Genomic DNA, 14,581 nt, shown 5'->3' with positions numbered 1-14,581 from the left:
GGCGCGCCCGTCGTACGTAATTGACATAATGTGCATTATCGGACAATGGCGCAGGCGGGCCGAGAGGGGCGTCAGGCCGGGATCTCCAGGATCGTCTCGAGGCCGTCCTCCTCGTCCCACTGCTCGCCGACCTCGACGAAGCCGTACTGGTCGAGCAGCGCACGCGACGGCCGGTTGTCCGGGCTGACGGTGGCGCGCACGACGGCGACGCGTGGATCGCCTCGGGCGACGTCCAGGATGATCTCCAGTGCCGCCCGTGCGTGGCCGAGGCGTCGACGGTCCGGATCGATCCGGTACCCGAGCTCGACCATGCCGCGCTCGTCCGGCGCGCCGTGGAAGCCCGCCAGGCCGACGACGGCGCCGGTGCGCTGGTCGACCACCAGCCGCGTGACCCAGACGTGATCGGCGGGCGTCCGCGCGATCTGATCGGCACGCAGCGCCCACAGCCAGCGGCAGTCCGGACCTCCGATGTACGTCGTGAGTTTGATGCCGGACAGCCGCTCGGCCGACTCGAGGTCACCGCATCCCAGCGCCCGCAGCACGTCGCGCGGCACCCGGACCAGACTCAGGTCGTGGGAGGCACCCTCGACCGACGTCCACGGTTCCTCGGTGCAGCCCACCGGCCGATGATGCCTCACGCGGTCGTCGCGGACCACAGGTGGCCGTCGGGATCGGCGAACGTGCCCGTGTAGCCCCACGGCTGCTGTCCCGCCTCGACGACGATCTCCGCGCCGGCGGCACGGGCACGCTCCAGCAGCGCGTCCACCTCGGCCGTCGACGACGCGGCCAGCGTGAGGACGCACTCGTGGTGTCCCGCGGGCGTCAGCGCTCGCCCGCCGATCGCCCAGCCGAAGCCGCCCGTCGGCACCAGCATCACGCTGAGGCCGTCCGACAGGCGGAGCTGCAGCGGCTCGGGCACCCCGTCCTCGGCGGGCTCGCCCGGGGCCTCGAGCCCCAGGACGTCGCGGTAGAAGTCACGTGACGTGCGGCGGTCCGCGATCGGCAGTCCGACGACGACGCTGTGGGCACTCATGCGTACTAGCGTGGGTGGATGAGCAGCCAATGGGAAGCCCTGGTCATCGACGCGAACGATCCTGAGCGCCTCGCCCGGTTCTGGAGCGCGCTGCTGGACCGTGAGATCACCGGCACGGACGACGACGGCGTCATCACGCTCGCGGCAGTCGACGGCGCCGGCTTCGCGATCGACATCGAGCCGACACGGCATCCCAAGACGCTCCCCAACCGGATGCACTTCGACCTCACCAGCGAGTCCGCCGACGCGCAGGAGGCCACCGTGGCACGGGCGCTCGAGCTCGGCGCGAGTCACCTCGACGTCGGTCAGGGGGCCGACGCCGAGCACGTCGTCCTGCAGGACCCGGAGGGCAACGAGTTCTGCGTCATCGAGCCCGGCAACAGGTTCCTGGCGGGCTGCGGCACGATCGGCGCGCTCTCGTGCGACGGCACGCGTGAGGTCGGCCTGTTCTGGCAGCAGGCGCTCGACTGGCCGCTCGTGTGGGACCAGGACGAGGAGACCGCGATCCAGTCGCCGCACGGGGGCACGAAGGTGACCTGGGGCGGTCCTCCCCTGATCGAGAAGCCCGCCAAGAACCGCTGGCACTTCGACCTGCGGCCGCGTGGCGACCAGGCCGAGGAGGTCGCCCGGCTCGAGGCGCTCGGCGCGACCCGCACGGACATCGGTCAGGGTCAGGTCAGCTGGGTCGTCATGCGCGACCCGGACGGGAACGAGTTCTGCGTGCTCTCGGGTCGCTGATCAGGCGGGCTTGACCCACCGGCTCCACTCCCCTTGCGGCGCGTACTCGGCGGACCGCCACAGCGCCGCTCCGGCCTCGTTGTCGTCGAGGACCATCGCGTCGAACCGCGTGGCGCCGAGGGACCGGAGCCGGTCCTCGGCGTGCCCGAGCAGTCGCCGGGCGAGCCCTCGCCCCCGCGCCTCGGGAGCCACGGCCAGCCGGTAGAGGTGCGCTCGCCAGCCGTCCCAGCCGGCGATCACCGATCCCACAATCCGCCCCTGCAGCACCGCGACCAGGATCGCGGCGGGGTCGCGCCCGACGAGGGCCTCGACCAAGGCCGCCGAGTCCTGCGGGCGGGCGGCGTTCTCAGCCGAGCCCTCCCAGAACTCCATCAGCGCGCCGACGTCGCCGGCACCTGCGTGGCGGACGGTGACGTCGCCGTCGATCACCCGCAGCGGGTGCTCGGCGAAGGTGGGCGGCTCGAACCCGTCCACGTGCGCGAGCACCGTGGCGTCGTCGAGCCAGTAGTCGTCGGGTCCCTCGTCGTGTCGCCCCCGCACACGCTCGAGCGCGACGTCACGATCGACCGGGAGGTACACGGTCTCGGCCGTCACGCCGAGGTCCGCGACCACGGCACGGTACCGATCCCGCAGCCCGCGCGTGGCGAAGGAGTAGTCGAGCACCACGTCCTCCCCCGCGTTGACCGTGGACGCGAGGCGACCGAGCAGCTCCGACTCGATCTGCGCCAGCAGCTCGCGCGGTGCCGGGAGCGAGGTGACGTCGTGCCGCCACGTCTCGACGTCGAAGCACAGCCGCGTCCAGCCCGACTCCTCCAGGCGCCTCGCGACGGTGGACTTCCCGGACCCCGACGGTCCGCACATGAGGATCACGGCCACGAGCGAGGCGTCCTGTCTGGAGGGGCATGACGAAGGGAAGGGCGATCGCCCTTCCCTCTTCAACGTATATCGCGGATGGGGGCTTGCCACAAGCCCCCCGGGCGGGTCCAGAATCGTCCGCCATGGCAGTCATATTCGCTCTCCGCCCGCACCTCGCCGACACGTCCCACCCCGCTCTGGTCCAGCAGGACGAGCGCCATCTCCGTCTGGTCGCGGCCCGCCTGGACGAGGCCCGGCGCCACGCCGCCGCGGACCTCGCCGAAGCACGGCGGCGTCCGGCGGGATCCGGCCAGCGAGCCCTGGACCGCGACCAGGACGTCCACCGGCTGGAGTCACGCCTGCGGCTCCTGCGGCGGTACGGCCTCGACCTGTGCCTGGGACGGATCGTCGGCGAGGACGGGACGATCACGTACATCGGCCGGCTGGGGCTGTCCGACGGACGCGGGGGCCGGCTGCTCGTGGACTGGCGCTCCCCCGCGGCCGCACCGTTCTTCGCCGGGACGGTCGCGCAACCCCTCGGCGTGAGCAGTCGACGGCGCTACCGCTGGGCGGACGGTCGGGTCGTCGACTTCTGGGACGAGGTCCTCTCCCCCACCGCACCGACGGACGGCCTCGCCCTGGACGACGACTCCGCCTTCCTGGCGGGATTGGCGGGCCGCAGGACCACCGCGATGCGCGACGTCCTCGGCACGATCGCAGCCGACCAGGACGCGATCATCCGGGCGGACAGTCGCGGAGCGCTCGTCGTCGACGGCGGACCCGGCACCGGGAAGACCGTGGTGGCGCTGCACCGTGCCGCCTACCTCCTTCACACCGACCCGAGGCTCGCGCCCGGTCACGGCAGCATCCTCTTCGTCGGCCCGCACCACCCGTACCTGGCCTACGTGGCCGACGTCCTGCCGAGCCTGGGCGAGGACGGCGTCCTCACGTGCACGCCGGACGACCTCGTGCCCGAGGCCGGCGAGGCACGTCGGGAGACCGACCCCAGGGTGGCCGCGCTCAAGGCGAGCCTGACCCTGGTGCACGCGGTCGACGCGGCGGTCGCGGTGTACGAGGAGCCGCCGACGATCGACAGCGAGGTCGAGACCCCGTGGGGCGACGTGGTGCTCACGGCACGCGACTGGGCCGAGGCGTTCGCGGCGCCCGGCCCCCACGTGCCGCACAACGAGGCACGGTCGCTGGTGTGGGAGGCGCTGGCCGAGATCGCCCGCGACCGTCTGGCCGACGACGTCGATCCGGACGACGTCAGAGCCGTGCTGCAGCAGACCGAGCACGTGGTCGACGCACTCGAGCGGTCGTGGGTGATCCTCGAGCCCACCGACGTCGTCGCGGACCTGTGGGCCGTTCCGGCGTACCTCCGTCGGTGCGCACCCTCGCTCACGCCCGACGAGGTCGGACTGCTGCGCCGTGAGGAGTCGGCGGGCTGGACGGACGCCGACCTGCCCCTGCTGGACGCGGCGCGGCATCGACTCGGTGACCCGTCGCACGAGCGCCGGGCACGCGAGCGCATCACCACCGTCACCGAGCAACGAGCCGGGATGGACCGCGTCGTCGACGACCTGCTCGCGGCCATGGAGCACGACGACGGTGAGGGACTGTGGACCTCCCTGCGCCAGGAGGGCCTGCGCGACGCGCTCGTCGACGAGGACGCGGTCCCGAGTCGCGAGGTCGACGTCCTGGCCGGACCGTTCGCCCACGTCGTGGTCGACGAGGCGCAGGAGCTCACCGATGCCCAGTGGGCCATGCTCGTCCGGCGATGCCCCTCGCGCAGTCTCACGGTCGTCGGCGACCGCGCCCAGGCTCGCCGCGGCTTCCCGGAGTCGTGGTCCGAGCGGCTCGCCCGCGTGGGCGTCGGGACGGTGCGCGAGGCCGCGCTCTCGGTCAACTACCGGACGCCTCGTGAGGTGATGGCCGAGGCGCGGCCGCTGATCCGCGCGGCGATCCCGGGAGCGAACGTCCCGGACTCCGTCCGCGCCAGCGGGCGCCCCGTGCGTCGCGTCCCGGTCACGGAGGTCGACGCGGTCGTCGACCGCTGGCTGTCCGAGCACGAGGAAGGGACGGTCTGCGTCATCGGCGACCCGGGCCGCTCCGCGACGGATCGCGTCCGCTCCCTCCCACCCGTGCTCACGAAGGGTCTCGAGTTCGACCTCGTGGTGCTGGTCGATCCGGCGGACTGGGGTGACGACGTGGCGGCGGCGGTCGATCGCTACGTGGCGATGACGCGCACCACCGACGAGCTCGTCATCGCCGAGTGAGGCCGCGTCAGTCCTCGGAGCGCAGGCGGAGCACGGCGGCCAGTCCGGCGAGCACCACCACGACCGCCCCGTAGACCAGCGCGGTCTGCGACAGTCCGATCCAGCCGACGGCGAAGCCGGCGATGACGGCCGGGATGCCGAACGCGACGTAGCTCGCGACGAACACGGCGGCGAAGAGCTCGCCCCGGCGCTCGGGCGGCGCGAGCGGGGTGATCGAGCGCATGATGCCCATGAAGGCCGCGCCGAATCCCGTGCCCGCGAACACGGTGGCCGCCAGGAACCACGGGAGGCTGTCCGCGGCGAGCGCGACCAGCGTCAGCGCGGTGCCGACGGCGAGGGTGGTGGTGCCGTAGAGGGTGATCCGGCGGCTGCTCCAGCGACGCGCGACGAAGCACATCACCGCGCCGGCGCCGTTGAGCGTGGTCACCACGAGACCCTGGGCCACGTGGCTCTCTCCCCCGAGCTCCTGCGCGATCAGCGGCGCGCCGAGCGACAGGTAGAAGCCGCTCGTGGCCCAGCCGGCGATCACCGCGGGCACGGCGCGGTAGAAGGCGGCACGCGCCTGCGGCGGGACGCCGATCCGGGGCCGCAGCGACGCCAGTGCGCCCGGACGGCGCGTGGAGGTCTCCGGCGCCGCCCACACGACCACCGCCATGACGACGAGCAGCACCGCCAGCGAGCCGAACACGGCCGTCAGCGGCTCGGCCCCGGCGTGGTCGAGCGCCAGTCCGGAGACGAGCCCGCCCGCCGCCAGTCCGGCGAAGGGCGTGACGGAGTTCGCGATCGCGCCGCTGCCCGGACGGCTCGGCGGCTCGAGGTCCACGATCGCCGCGGACATCGACGGCATCAGCAGCCCGGCGCCGAACCCCTGCACGACCCGGGCGACGATCAGCACCGCCACGCTCTCGGCGTGCCAGAACGCGACCATGCTGCCCGCGAGCACGAGCAGGCCGAGCGCGATGACCGGCCGGCGACCGAGATGGTCCGAGAGCGATCCCGCGACCAGCAGCGTGGCCAGCATCGACAACGCGTAGACGGCGAAGATCAGCGTCATCGCGGCGGACGAGAACCCGATCCGCTCCTGCAGCACGGGATAGAACGGCGACGGGGCACTCGCGCCGATCATGAAGATCGTCAGGGCCACCAGGACGACGACGAAGCCGGTGGCACGACGGACGCCGGACCGGGTGGCCACGGCGGTCATCATGCGCTGAGTGTAGGTCACGTCACATCCGCCCCGGAGGGCCCACCACTCCCCTGCGCCGCCGCTCAGGAGCCGACGTAGGCGGCGAGGTGCTCCCCTGTGAGCGTCGACTTCGCGGCCACGAGGTCGGCCGGGGTGCCCTCGAAGACGATCCGGCCGCCGTCGTGACCCGCGCCGGGCCCGAGGTCGATGATCCAGTCGGCGTGTGCCATGACGGCCTGGTGGTGCTCGATCACGATGACCGACTTCCCCGAGTCGACCAGACGGTCGAGCAGGCCGAGCAGCTGCTCGACGTCGGCCAGGTGCAGGCCGGAGGTGGGCTCGTCGAGGACGTAGGTGCCGCCCTTCTCCCCCATGTGCGTGGCCAGCTTGATGCGCTGGCGCTCGCCTCCGGACAGGGTGGACAGCGGCTGGCCGAGCGTCAGGTAGCCCAGGCCGACGTCCTCCAGCCGCGCCAGGATCTTCGCGGCGGCCGCGACGTTGACACCCTCCTTGCCGAAGAACGCGTGCGCCTCAGCCACGGGCATCGCGAGCACCTCGCTGATGTCGCGCTCGCCGAGCTCGTACTCGAGCACCGCGTCGGCGAAGCGGCGTCCCTCGCAGACCTCGCAGGGCGACTCCATCGTGGCGAGGATGCCGAGATCGGTGAAGACGACGCCGACACCGTTGCAGTTGGGGCAGGCGCCCTCGGAGTTGGCCGAGAACAGCGCGGGCTTGACCCCGTTCTCCTTCGCGAAGGCCTTGCGGATGGGGTCGAGCAGACCGGTGTAGGTGGCCGGGTTGCTGCGCCGCGAGCCGCGGATCGCACCTTGGTCGATCGCGACGACGTCGTTGTTCCTCGCGACGGACCCGTGGATCAGCGAGCTCTTGCCCGAGCCGGCGACGCCGGTGACGACGACGAGGACCCCGAGGGGGATGTCGACGTCGACGTCCTGCAGGTTGTGCGCGTCGGCTCCGCGGACCTCGAGCCGACCCGTGGGCGTGCGCACGGCGTCCTTGATCGAGGCGCGGTCGTCGAGGTGGCGGCCGGTGATCGTGTCGCTGGCGCGCAGGCCCTCGACCGTGCCCTCGAACATGATCTGCCCGCCGCCGCTTCCGGCGCGGGGTCCGAGGTCGACGACGTGGTCGGCGATCGCGATGGCCTCGGGCTTGTGCTCGACGACGAGCACGGTGTTGCCCTTGTCGCGCAGCTGCAGCAGCAGACCGTTCATCCGGTCGATGTCGTGCGGGTGCAGGCCGACCGTGGGCTCGTCGAAGACGTACGTGACGTCGGTGAGCGAGGAGCCGAGGTGGCGGATCATCTTCGTGCGCTGCGCCTCGCCGCCCGAGAGCGTGCCCGCCGGCCGGTCGAGCGACAGGTAGCCCAGGCCGATGTCCACGAAGGACTCGAGCGTCTGCGCGAGCACGGCCAGCAGCGGGGCCACGGACGGCTCGTCGAGGTCGCGCACCCACGCGGCGAGGTCGGTGATCTGCATGGCGCAGGCGTCGGCGATGGAGATGCCCTTGATCTTCGAGGACCGTGCGCCCTCGTTGAGCCGCGTGCCGTCGCACTCGGGACAGGTCTGGAACGTGATGGCCCGGTCGACGAAGGCGCGGATGTGCGGCTGCATCGCCTCGCGGTCCTTGGACAGCATCGACTTCTGGATCTTCGGGACGATCCCCTCGTAGGTGATGTTGATCCCGTCGACCTTGATCTTGGTGGGCTCCTTGTAGAGCAGTGCGTCGAGCTGCTTCTTCGTGAAGTCCTTGATCGGCTTGTCGGCCGGGAAGAAGTCGCCGTTGCGGAAGATCCGGCCGTACCAGCCGTCCATCGAGTAGCCCGGGATCGTGAGGGCGCCGTCCTCGAGGGACTTCGTCTCGTCGTAGAGGGCGGTGAGGTCGAAGTCGGACACCGCTCCCCTGCCCTCGCACCGCGGGCACATGCCGCCGGTGACCGAGAACTCGCGGCGCTCCTTGACCGTGCGCCCGCCCGTCTCGAACGAGACCGCGCCGGCGCCGCTGATCGACGCCACGTTGAAGGAGAAGGCCTGGGGTGAGCCGACGTGCGGCTCGCCCAGCCGGCTGAACAGGATGCGCAGCATGGCGTTGGCGTCCGTGGCGGTGCCGACGGTCGAGCGCGGGTCGGCGCCCATCCGCTCCTGGTCGACGAGGATCGCGGTGGTGAGGCCGTCCAGGACGTCGACCTCGGGCCGCGCCATCGTGGGCATGAAGCCCTGCACGAAGGAGCTGTACGTCTCGTTGATGAGCCGCTGCGACTCGGCGGCGATCGTGCCGAACACGAGCGAGCTCTTGCCCGACCCCGAGACGCCGGTGAACACCGTGAGCCGCCGCTTGGGCAGCTCGACGCTGACGTCCTTGAGGTTGTTGACACGGGCTCCGTGCACGCGGATCAGGTCATGGCTGTCGGCCGGATGGCTCACGCGGAAGTTCCTCCCCAGATGGTTCTCGAACGATAGCGCCGGCACTAGCGTGGTCGGAACCACTGACACTTCGGCTCGGTGAGAAAAACTTCGCGGGGGCTGTCGATCCGCTCCCGTCCCGTTCGACGTCATGGTGAGGGCGCACGAGGCGCCCACCCGAGAGGACCTGATCATGAAGAAGTACATGCTCATCATGCGCACCACCGACGAGGCGCTGGCCGCCTCGAAGGAGGTCGACTTCGAGGAGATCATCAACCGGATGGGCGCCTACAACGAGGCGCTCATGGACGCCGGCGTGATGGCGGGCGGCGACGGCCTGACCGATCCGTCGGAGGGCTTCGTCGTCGACTTCTCGGCCGAGGAGCCGATCGTCACCGACGGGCCCTACGGCGAGACCCACGAGCTGTTCAACGGCTTCTGGGTGCTGCAGGTGGCCTCGCGCGAGGAGGCGGTCGAGTGGGCCAAGCGCTGCCCGCTGGGCCCGGGCTCGAAGCTCGAGGTGCGCCGGATCACCGACGAGTCCGACTTCGAGGACTACGCCGACAACGAGTACGTGCAGAAGGAGGCCGGCTGGCGCGAGCAGCTCGGCACCGTCTGATGGACGACCTGACCGCGACCCTCGATGCCGTCTGGCGCATCGAGGGTCCGCGGGTCGTGGCGACGCTCGCCCGCATGACGGGCGACCTGTCCGAGGCCGAGGACCTCGCCCAGGACGCGGTCGCCGAGGCGCTGCGGGTGTGGCCCGAGTCGGGCGTTCCCCGCAACGCGGGGGCGTGGCTGACCACGGTGGCGAAGCGCCGCGCGATCGACGGCTGGCGCCGGCGCGAGGCCCTCGACGAGCGGCATCGGACGATCGCCCACCGGCTCGAGCAGGAGGACGACCTGGCGTGGGAGCCGATCGAGGACGACCTGCTGCGACTGGTCTTCACCGCCTGTCACCCCGTGCTGGCGCGCGAGGCGCAGGTGTCCCTCACGCTGCGCGTGGTCGCCGGTCTCTCCACGACCGAGATCGCCCGACTGCTGGTCACCTCGGTGCCCGCGGTCCAGCAGCGGATCGTCCGCGCGAAGCGCACCCTCGCCGAGGCGCACGTCCCGTTCGAGGTCCCCGACCACACCGAGTGGGCGACGCGACTCGCCGCCGTCCTCACCGTCACCTACCTGCTCTTCACCGAGGGCTACGCCCCCAGCGGCGGCGACCGGTGGGTGCGCCGCGACCTCGCGCACGAGGCGCTGCGGCTCGGTCGCGTCCTGGCGCGCCTGCTCCCCCGCGAGCCCGAGGTGCACGGGCTGGTCGCGCTCATGGAGCTGCAGTCCTCGCGGTTTGCGGCACGCACCGACCGTCGCGGCGAGCCGGTCACCCTGGCCGACCAGGACCGGCGACTGTGGGACCGCGGCCAGATCGCGCGAGGACTCACGGCGCTGGAGCGGGTGGACGCCCTCGGTCGCGGTCGCGGCCCGTACGCCCTCCAGGCCTCCATCGCCGCCTGTCACGCCACCGCCCCGTCGTTCGATCGCACGGACTGGGAGCGGATCCTCGTCCTCTACGACGCGCTGTCCGCGCTCGTCCCGGGTCCGGTCGTGCGGCTCAACCGCGCCGCGGCCCTGTCGATGACCGAGGACGGACTCGAGCCGGCACTGGAGGAGATCGACCGCATCGCCGCGGACGGCGGACTCGGCCGCAGCCACCTCGTGGCCAGCACGCGCGCCGACGTGCTCAGGCGGCTCGGGCGCACGGCCGAGGCGCGGGGCGAGTTCCTCGCGGCCGCCGAGCTCGCGGGGAACGAGCTGGAGCGGGCCTGGCTCGAGCAGCGCGCCGCCGAGCTCTCCCCCTCCTGAAGTCGGTCAGTCGCGATCCATGACGGTGCAGAGGCAGGCCTTGTTGCCCTCGGCGTCCTCCAGCACCACGAACGACGGCGACTCCGAGTCGTCGAAGATCCGGCCGCCGGCGGCGACCCCGGCCTCGATCCGGGCGGGTAGCTGGCCCACCGGGATCCAGACGTCGAGGTGGAAGCACATCGGCGGAACCTCGGTGCGCGACTCGGTCGGCTGGAACCACAGCAGCGGCACCTGCCCCGTGGGGTCGGTGACCTCGTCGGTCGCGTAGGCCCCCGGGTCGCCGGTCAGCACCGCGGCCCAGAAGGGGCCGATGGCGTCCTTGTCCACGGCGTTCAGGGCGATCTCCACCGTGGTCAGGCGGCTCGGGTCGGCCTCGAGCGACCGCTCGGCCGCGAGGTCGCTGATGGTGCGAGCGAGCTCGAGGTCGCGCTCGGTGATGCCGCCCGAGTCGTGGCTGAGCAGCTGGATGTCCACGTGCGTGTAGGTCAGCTTCACGTCGGGGTGGTGGTTCGCGGCCTCCGCCGCCGCACCGATGTCGACGACGAACTCCAGGCCCGTGGCGAAGTCCCCCGTGCGGTACCGGGTGTGCAGGCTGTGGACGAGGGGGCGCCAGTCGTCCAGGCCCGCGGCGATGATCGTCGGGACGTCGAGCGTGCTCATGAGCCCAGCATCGACCGCGCCCGCGATCAGCGCCAGCCCAGCGCGGGCGCGACGTGGGTCAGCAGGCTCTCGAGGACGTGGGCGTTGTAGTCGACGCCCAGCTGGTTCGGCACCGTGAGCAGCAGGGTGTCCGCCGCCGCGACCGCCTCGTCCTCGGCGAGCTCCTGGGCCAGCACGTCGGGCTCGGCGGCGTAGGTGCGACCGAACCGCGCCGAGCCACCCTCGAGGAAGCCCACCTGGTCGGTGCTGCGCGACTCGTGGCCGAAGTAGGCGCGGTCGAGGTCGGAGACGATCGGGAAGATGCTGCGGCTCACCGACACGCGCGGCTCGCGCTCGTGGCCGGCCTCCTTCCACGCATCGCGGAAGCGCTGGATCTGCTCGGCCTGCAGCTGATGGAACGGCACACCGGTGTCCTCGGTCAGCAGCGTCGAGCTCATGAGGTTCATCCCCTGCTCCGCGGTCCACTCGGCGGTGGCGCGCGAGCCGGCACCCCACCAGATGCGGTCGCGCAGACCCTCGGAGTGGGGCTCGATGCGCAGCTTGCCCGGCGGGTTCGGGAACATCGGCCTCGGGTTCGGCTCGGCGAAGCCCTCGCCCTTGAGCACCTCCAGCAGCACCTGCGTGTGGCCTCGGGCCATGTCGGCGTCGCTCATGCCCTCGGGCGGCTCGAACCCGAAGTAGCGGTAGCCGGAGATGACCTGCTCCGGTGATCCGCGGCTGATCCCCAGCTGCAGCCTGCCGCCGGAGATGAGGTCGGCCGCCGCGGCGTTCTCGGCGAAGGAGAGGGGGTTCTCGTACCGCATGTCGATCACGCCGGTGCCGATCTCGATGCGTGACGTGCGCGCGCCGACGGCGGCCAGCAGCGGGAACGGCGAGGCCAGCTGGCGGGCGAAGTGGTGCACGCGGAAGTAGGCGCCGTCGGCTCCCAGCTCCTCGGCCGCCACCGCGAGGTCGATGGACTGCAGCAGCGTGTCCGACGCGCTCCGCGTGGCCGACTGCGGCGAGTCGGACCAGTGCCCGAAGGACAGGAAGCCGATGTTCTTCATGTCTGCGTCAACGCCTCGCGCCGCGAATCATTCCGACACCACGAGCAGGTCGCCCACCTCGCAGTCGAGCGCGTCGCAGATCGCCGTGAGCGTCGTGAAGCGGATCGCCCGAGCGCGGTCGTTCTTCAGCACCGACAGGTTCACCACGGTGACGCCGACGATCTCGGCCAGCCGCGTGAGCGTCATCCCCCGCGCGGCGAGCAGCTCGTCGAGCCGGCAGTGCACCCGGTGCTCGTCGTCCTCCGGCGGCATCAGACCAGCCCCTCGGCGTCGCGCTGCATCCGCTCCCCCGCGTGGAACGCGGCGGCGATGCAGCCCACGACGATCGCGACGAACAGGTACTGCAGGGGCAAGGTCGTCGACAGCGCGAATCCCTCGCCGTCCTCGGCGAGACGGGCCAGCGCGGAGTTGCCGGCGAACGTCCTCCCCACGAGGTCGGCCACCCAGCCGACGAGGATCAGCATCGAGATCGACGTCAGCAGCCGCGTGTTGGTCCGGCTGAAGAACTCCCCGGTCATCAGGTGACGGCACAGCCAGGCGACGCAGACCATGATCGCCACGATCGCCAGCGCGGGCACGATGACGCCGGCGAGGGCCGCCAGCCAGCTCACGATCGGCAGGTCCGGGACCGTCACGGTGGCGCGGTCGATCTCGGCCGAGACCGTCCCGACGCCCTCGATCGTGATCGGCTGGGTGGTCGGGTCGAACTGCACCTCCACGGGAACGTCCTGGTTCGGGAGGATCTCCACGACCCGCCGCGCGGCGGTCACGACCGTGGCCACGCTCACGATGGCGGACAGGACGATGACGAGCCACTGGTCCGAGCGGGTGGCGGTGCCGAGAGGTGCCTTCATGGGAGCTCCGTTCCATATCGTTTCTCGATGTTATCGAAACACGATATGTGATGCCGGTCAAGATCCTCTCCCCCGGGTGCCGCGCCTGCCAGACTGACGCCATGGCCGTCACCCGTCTCGTCGCCACGACCGACGCGGACGCCCTGGCGGGGGTCCTGCGCCGCAACCGCGAGGCCTGGGCCGGCCTCGAGCCGAGGCGGCCGGAGGTCTACTTCACCACCAAGGGCCAGCGCGCGATCATCCAGGACGCGCTGCGCCGCTACGAGGAGGGCGTCTCCTTCCCGCGAGTGATCCTCGGCCCCGACGACTCCGTGGTCGGCCGGATCAACCTCAACGAGATCGTCCGCGGCCCGTCGATGAAGGGCGTCCTCGGCTACTACGTCGACGAGGCGCACCAGGGCCGCGGCCTGGCCAGCACGGCCGTGGACGAGATCGTCCAGCTCGCCTTCGTGCGCCTCGGACTGCACCGGATCGAGGCCGGCACCCGCGTCGACAACGTCTCCAGCCAGCGCGTGCTGGAGAAGAACGGCTTCACGCGGTTCGGCGTCGCGCGCGACTACCTGCGGCTCGCCGGGACCTGGCACGACCACGTGCTCTACGAGCGGATCGCCGGCGACTGACCTAGCGTCGTGGCCATGAAGACGATCGCCCGCCTCCTGCTCGGCGCCGTGCTCGCGTTCGCGGGCGTCGGTCACCTGACGTTCGCCCGCGACGAGTTCGACGCGCAGGTGCCGAACAGCATCCCGCTCGACGAGGACCTCGTCGTGGTGGTGTCGGGCATCGTCGAGATCGCCCTCGGCGCGGCCCTCATGGCGATCCCGCGTCACCGCCGTGTGATCGGCCTCGTCGCCGCGGCCTTCTTCGTCGCGGTGTTTCCCGGGAACGTCTCGCAGTACGTCAACGGCGTCGACGCGTTCACGCTGAACAGCGACCGCGCTCGGCTGATCCGGCTGTTCTTCCAGCCCGTGCTCGTGATCTGGGCGCTGTGGTCGACCGATGCCCTGGAGCTGGTCAGAGAACGCCGGCGACGCGGAACTGCACGCTGATCCTGGGACCGACCGGGCGCGCGGTCTTGAGGATCGCGTGCTCCCACGTGCGCTGGCAGCTGCCGCCCATGACCGAGAGGTCGCCGTGCCCGAGGCTGAAGCCGGTCTGCGGGCCACCACCGGCCGGCCTCAGGCTCAGCCGCCGCTCGGCGCCCAGCGACAGGATCGCGACCATCGTGTCCTCGGTGCGGCTGCGGCCGATGCGGTCGCCGTGCCAGGCCACCGAGTCGTTGCCGTCACGGTAGTAGCACAGGCCCGCGGTGACGAACGGCTCGCCGAGCTCGGCCGCGTAGTGCGCCGACAGCGCGTCGCGCGCCTCCTCCAGGGCGGGGTGCGGCAGCGGACGACGAGGGCCGTAGAAGCACAGCAGCCGCGGCACGTCGACGACGCGCTCGTACATCTCGCGGCGCTCCTCGCGCCACGGCACCTCGGTGCGCAGGGTCTCGAACAGCTCGTCCGAGCCGCTCACCCAGCCGGGCAGCGTGTCGACCCACGCCCCGTGCGACAGCTCGTGACGCTGCACGCGGTCGAGCGGGCCGACACGGACGCCTGCGTCACCGTCGAGCAGTGAGCCTTGGAACCACATGGCCCCACGTTACGCCGATTCACCGAA

16 protein-coding genes are annotated in these 14,581 nt (G+C 71.6%); 6 read left to right on the top strand and 10 right to left on the bottom strand.

Annotated features, from left to right (window positions below; translation table 11 throughout):
• Positions 1 to 71: 71 nt before the first annotated feature.
• Positions 72 to 620, bottom strand: a complete 549-nt coding sequence (locus tag BJ975_RS16705; RefSeq protein WP_218845749.1) for a GNAT family N-acetyltransferase — start codon at positions 618 to 620, stop codon at positions 72 to 74.
• 14 nt (positions 621 to 634) lie between these two features.
• Positions 635 to 1,033 carry a VOC family protein gene (locus BJ975_RS06355; RefSeq protein WP_179424335.1) on the bottom strand — a complete coding sequence of 133 codons (399 nt, stop codon included), beginning with the start codon at positions 1,031 to 1,033 and terminating at the stop codon, positions 635 to 637.
• 18 nt (positions 1,034 to 1,051) lie between these two features.
• Between BJ975_RS06355 and BJ975_RS06350 the strand changes: the two genes are divergently transcribed.
• The gene (locus BJ975_RS06350; protein ID WP_179424334.1) at positions 1,052 to 1,771 is read left to right on the top strand and encodes a VOC family protein; all 720 of its coding nucleotides are present in this window, start codon (positions 1,052 to 1,054) and stop codon (positions 1,769 to 1,771) included.
• Here the strand turns inward: BJ975_RS06350 and BJ975_RS06345 are convergent, their stop codons facing one another.
• Entirely contained in the window at positions 1,772 to 2,647 is an 876-nt protein-coding gene (locus tag BJ975_RS06345) for a GNAT family N-acetyltransferase (protein ID WP_218845748.1), read from the bottom strand. It abuts the gene before it with no gap.
• A 122-nt stretch (positions 2,648 to 2,769) separates the two neighbouring features.
• Between BJ975_RS06345 and helR the strand changes: the two genes are divergently transcribed.
• Entirely contained in the window at positions 2,770 to 4,902 is a 2,133-nt protein-coding gene (gene helR, locus BJ975_RS06340; protein WP_179424333.1) for an RNA polymerase recycling motor ATPase HelR, read from the top strand.
• 7 nt (positions 4,903 to 4,909) lie between these two features.
• Here the strand turns inward: helR and BJ975_RS06335 are convergent, their stop codons facing one another.
• Both BJ975_RS06335 and BJ975_RS06330 read right to left on the bottom strand, forming a co-directional pair.
• On the bottom strand, positions 4,910 to 6,109 hold the full coding sequence (locus BJ975_RS06335) for an MFS transporter (protein WP_179424332.1): 1,200 nt from the start codon (positions 6,107 to 6,109) through the stop codon (positions 4,910 to 4,912).
• 62 nt (positions 6,110 to 6,171) lie between these two features.
• Complete coding sequence (locus tag BJ975_RS06330) at positions 6,172 to 8,526, bottom strand: excinuclease ABC subunit UvrA (RefSeq protein ID WP_317628290.1); 2,355 nt, start codon at positions 8,524 to 8,526, stop codon at positions 6,172 to 6,174.
• 172 nt (positions 8,527 to 8,698) lie between these two features.
• Between BJ975_RS06330 and BJ975_RS06325 the strand changes: the two genes are divergently transcribed.
• Entirely contained in the window at positions 8,699 to 9,124 is a 426-nt protein-coding gene (locus BJ975_RS06325) for a YciI family protein (protein ID WP_179424331.1), read from the top strand.
• Positions 9,124 to 10,362, top strand: coding sequence for an RNA polymerase sigma factor (locus BJ975_RS06320; protein WP_179424330.1), 1,239 nt, complete (start codon positions 9,124 to 9,126; stop codon positions 10,360 to 10,362). Before BJ975_RS06325 ends, BJ975_RS06320 begins: the two co-directional genes overlap by 1 nt.
• A 6-nt stretch (positions 10,363 to 10,368) precedes the next feature.
• Here BJ975_RS06320 and BJ975_RS06315 read toward each other — a convergent pair whose 3' ends face one another.
• The 4 genes from BJ975_RS06315 to BJ975_RS06300 are packed head-to-tail and all read right to left on the bottom strand — an operon-like array spanning position 10,369 to position 12,922.
• Positions 10,369 to 11,022 carry a 4a-hydroxytetrahydrobiopterin dehydratase gene (locus BJ975_RS06315; protein WP_179424329.1) on the bottom strand — a complete coding sequence of 218 codons (654 nt, stop codon included), beginning with the start codon at positions 11,020 to 11,022 and terminating at the stop codon, positions 10,369 to 10,371.
• A gap of 26 nt (positions 11,023 to 11,048) precedes the next feature.
• A complete protein-coding gene (locus BJ975_RS06310; RefSeq protein WP_179424328.1) occupies positions 11,049 to 12,068 on the bottom strand; it encodes an LLM class flavin-dependent oxidoreductase in 1,020 nt (339 codons plus the stop codon).
• 27 nt (positions 12,069 to 12,095) lie between these two features.
• Complete coding sequence (locus BJ975_RS06305; RefSeq protein ID WP_179424327.1) at positions 12,096 to 12,320, bottom strand: helix-turn-helix domain-containing protein; 225 nt, start codon at positions 12,318 to 12,320, stop codon at positions 12,096 to 12,098.
• On the bottom strand, positions 12,320 to 12,922 hold the full coding sequence (locus BJ975_RS06300; RefSeq protein WP_179424326.1) for a DUF2975 domain-containing protein: 603 nt from the start codon (positions 12,920 to 12,922) through the stop codon (positions 12,320 to 12,322). Before BJ975_RS06300 ends, BJ975_RS06305 begins: the two co-directional genes overlap by 1 nt.
• 101 nt (positions 12,923 to 13,023) lie before the next feature.
• Here BJ975_RS06300 and BJ975_RS06295 point away from each other — a divergent pair, with 101 nt between their 5' ends.
• Complete coding sequence (locus BJ975_RS06295) at positions 13,024 to 13,542, top strand: GNAT family N-acetyltransferase (RefSeq protein ID WP_179424325.1); 519 nt, start codon at positions 13,024 to 13,026, stop codon at positions 13,540 to 13,542.
• Positions 13,543 to 13,557: 15 nt separating this feature from the next.
• Positions 13,558 to 13,968: a DoxX family protein gene (locus BJ975_RS06290; protein ID WP_179424324.1), complete on the top strand. Its 411-nt coding sequence runs from the start codon at positions 13,558 to 13,560 to the stop codon at positions 13,966 to 13,968.
• Here the strand turns inward: BJ975_RS06290 and BJ975_RS06285 are convergent.
• Positions 13,934 to 14,554 (bottom strand): alpha-ketoglutarate-dependent dioxygenase AlkB, encoded by a 621-nt coding sequence (locus BJ975_RS06285; RefSeq protein WP_179424323.1) that lies wholly within the window; start codon positions 14,552 to 14,554, stop codon positions 13,934 to 13,936. The genes BJ975_RS06290 and BJ975_RS06285 overlap by 35 nt on opposite strands.
• Between the last annotated feature and the right edge of the window lie 27 nt (positions 14,555 to 14,581).

Origin of the sequence: Aeromicrobium tamlense, from assembly GCF_013408555.1 — a bacterium.
Classification (GTDB): domain Bacteria; phylum Actinomycetota; class Actinomycetes; order Propionibacteriales; family Nocardioidaceae; genus Aeromicrobium; species Aeromicrobium tamlense.
This window is presented reverse-complemented; position numbering and strand designations above follow the sequence as displayed.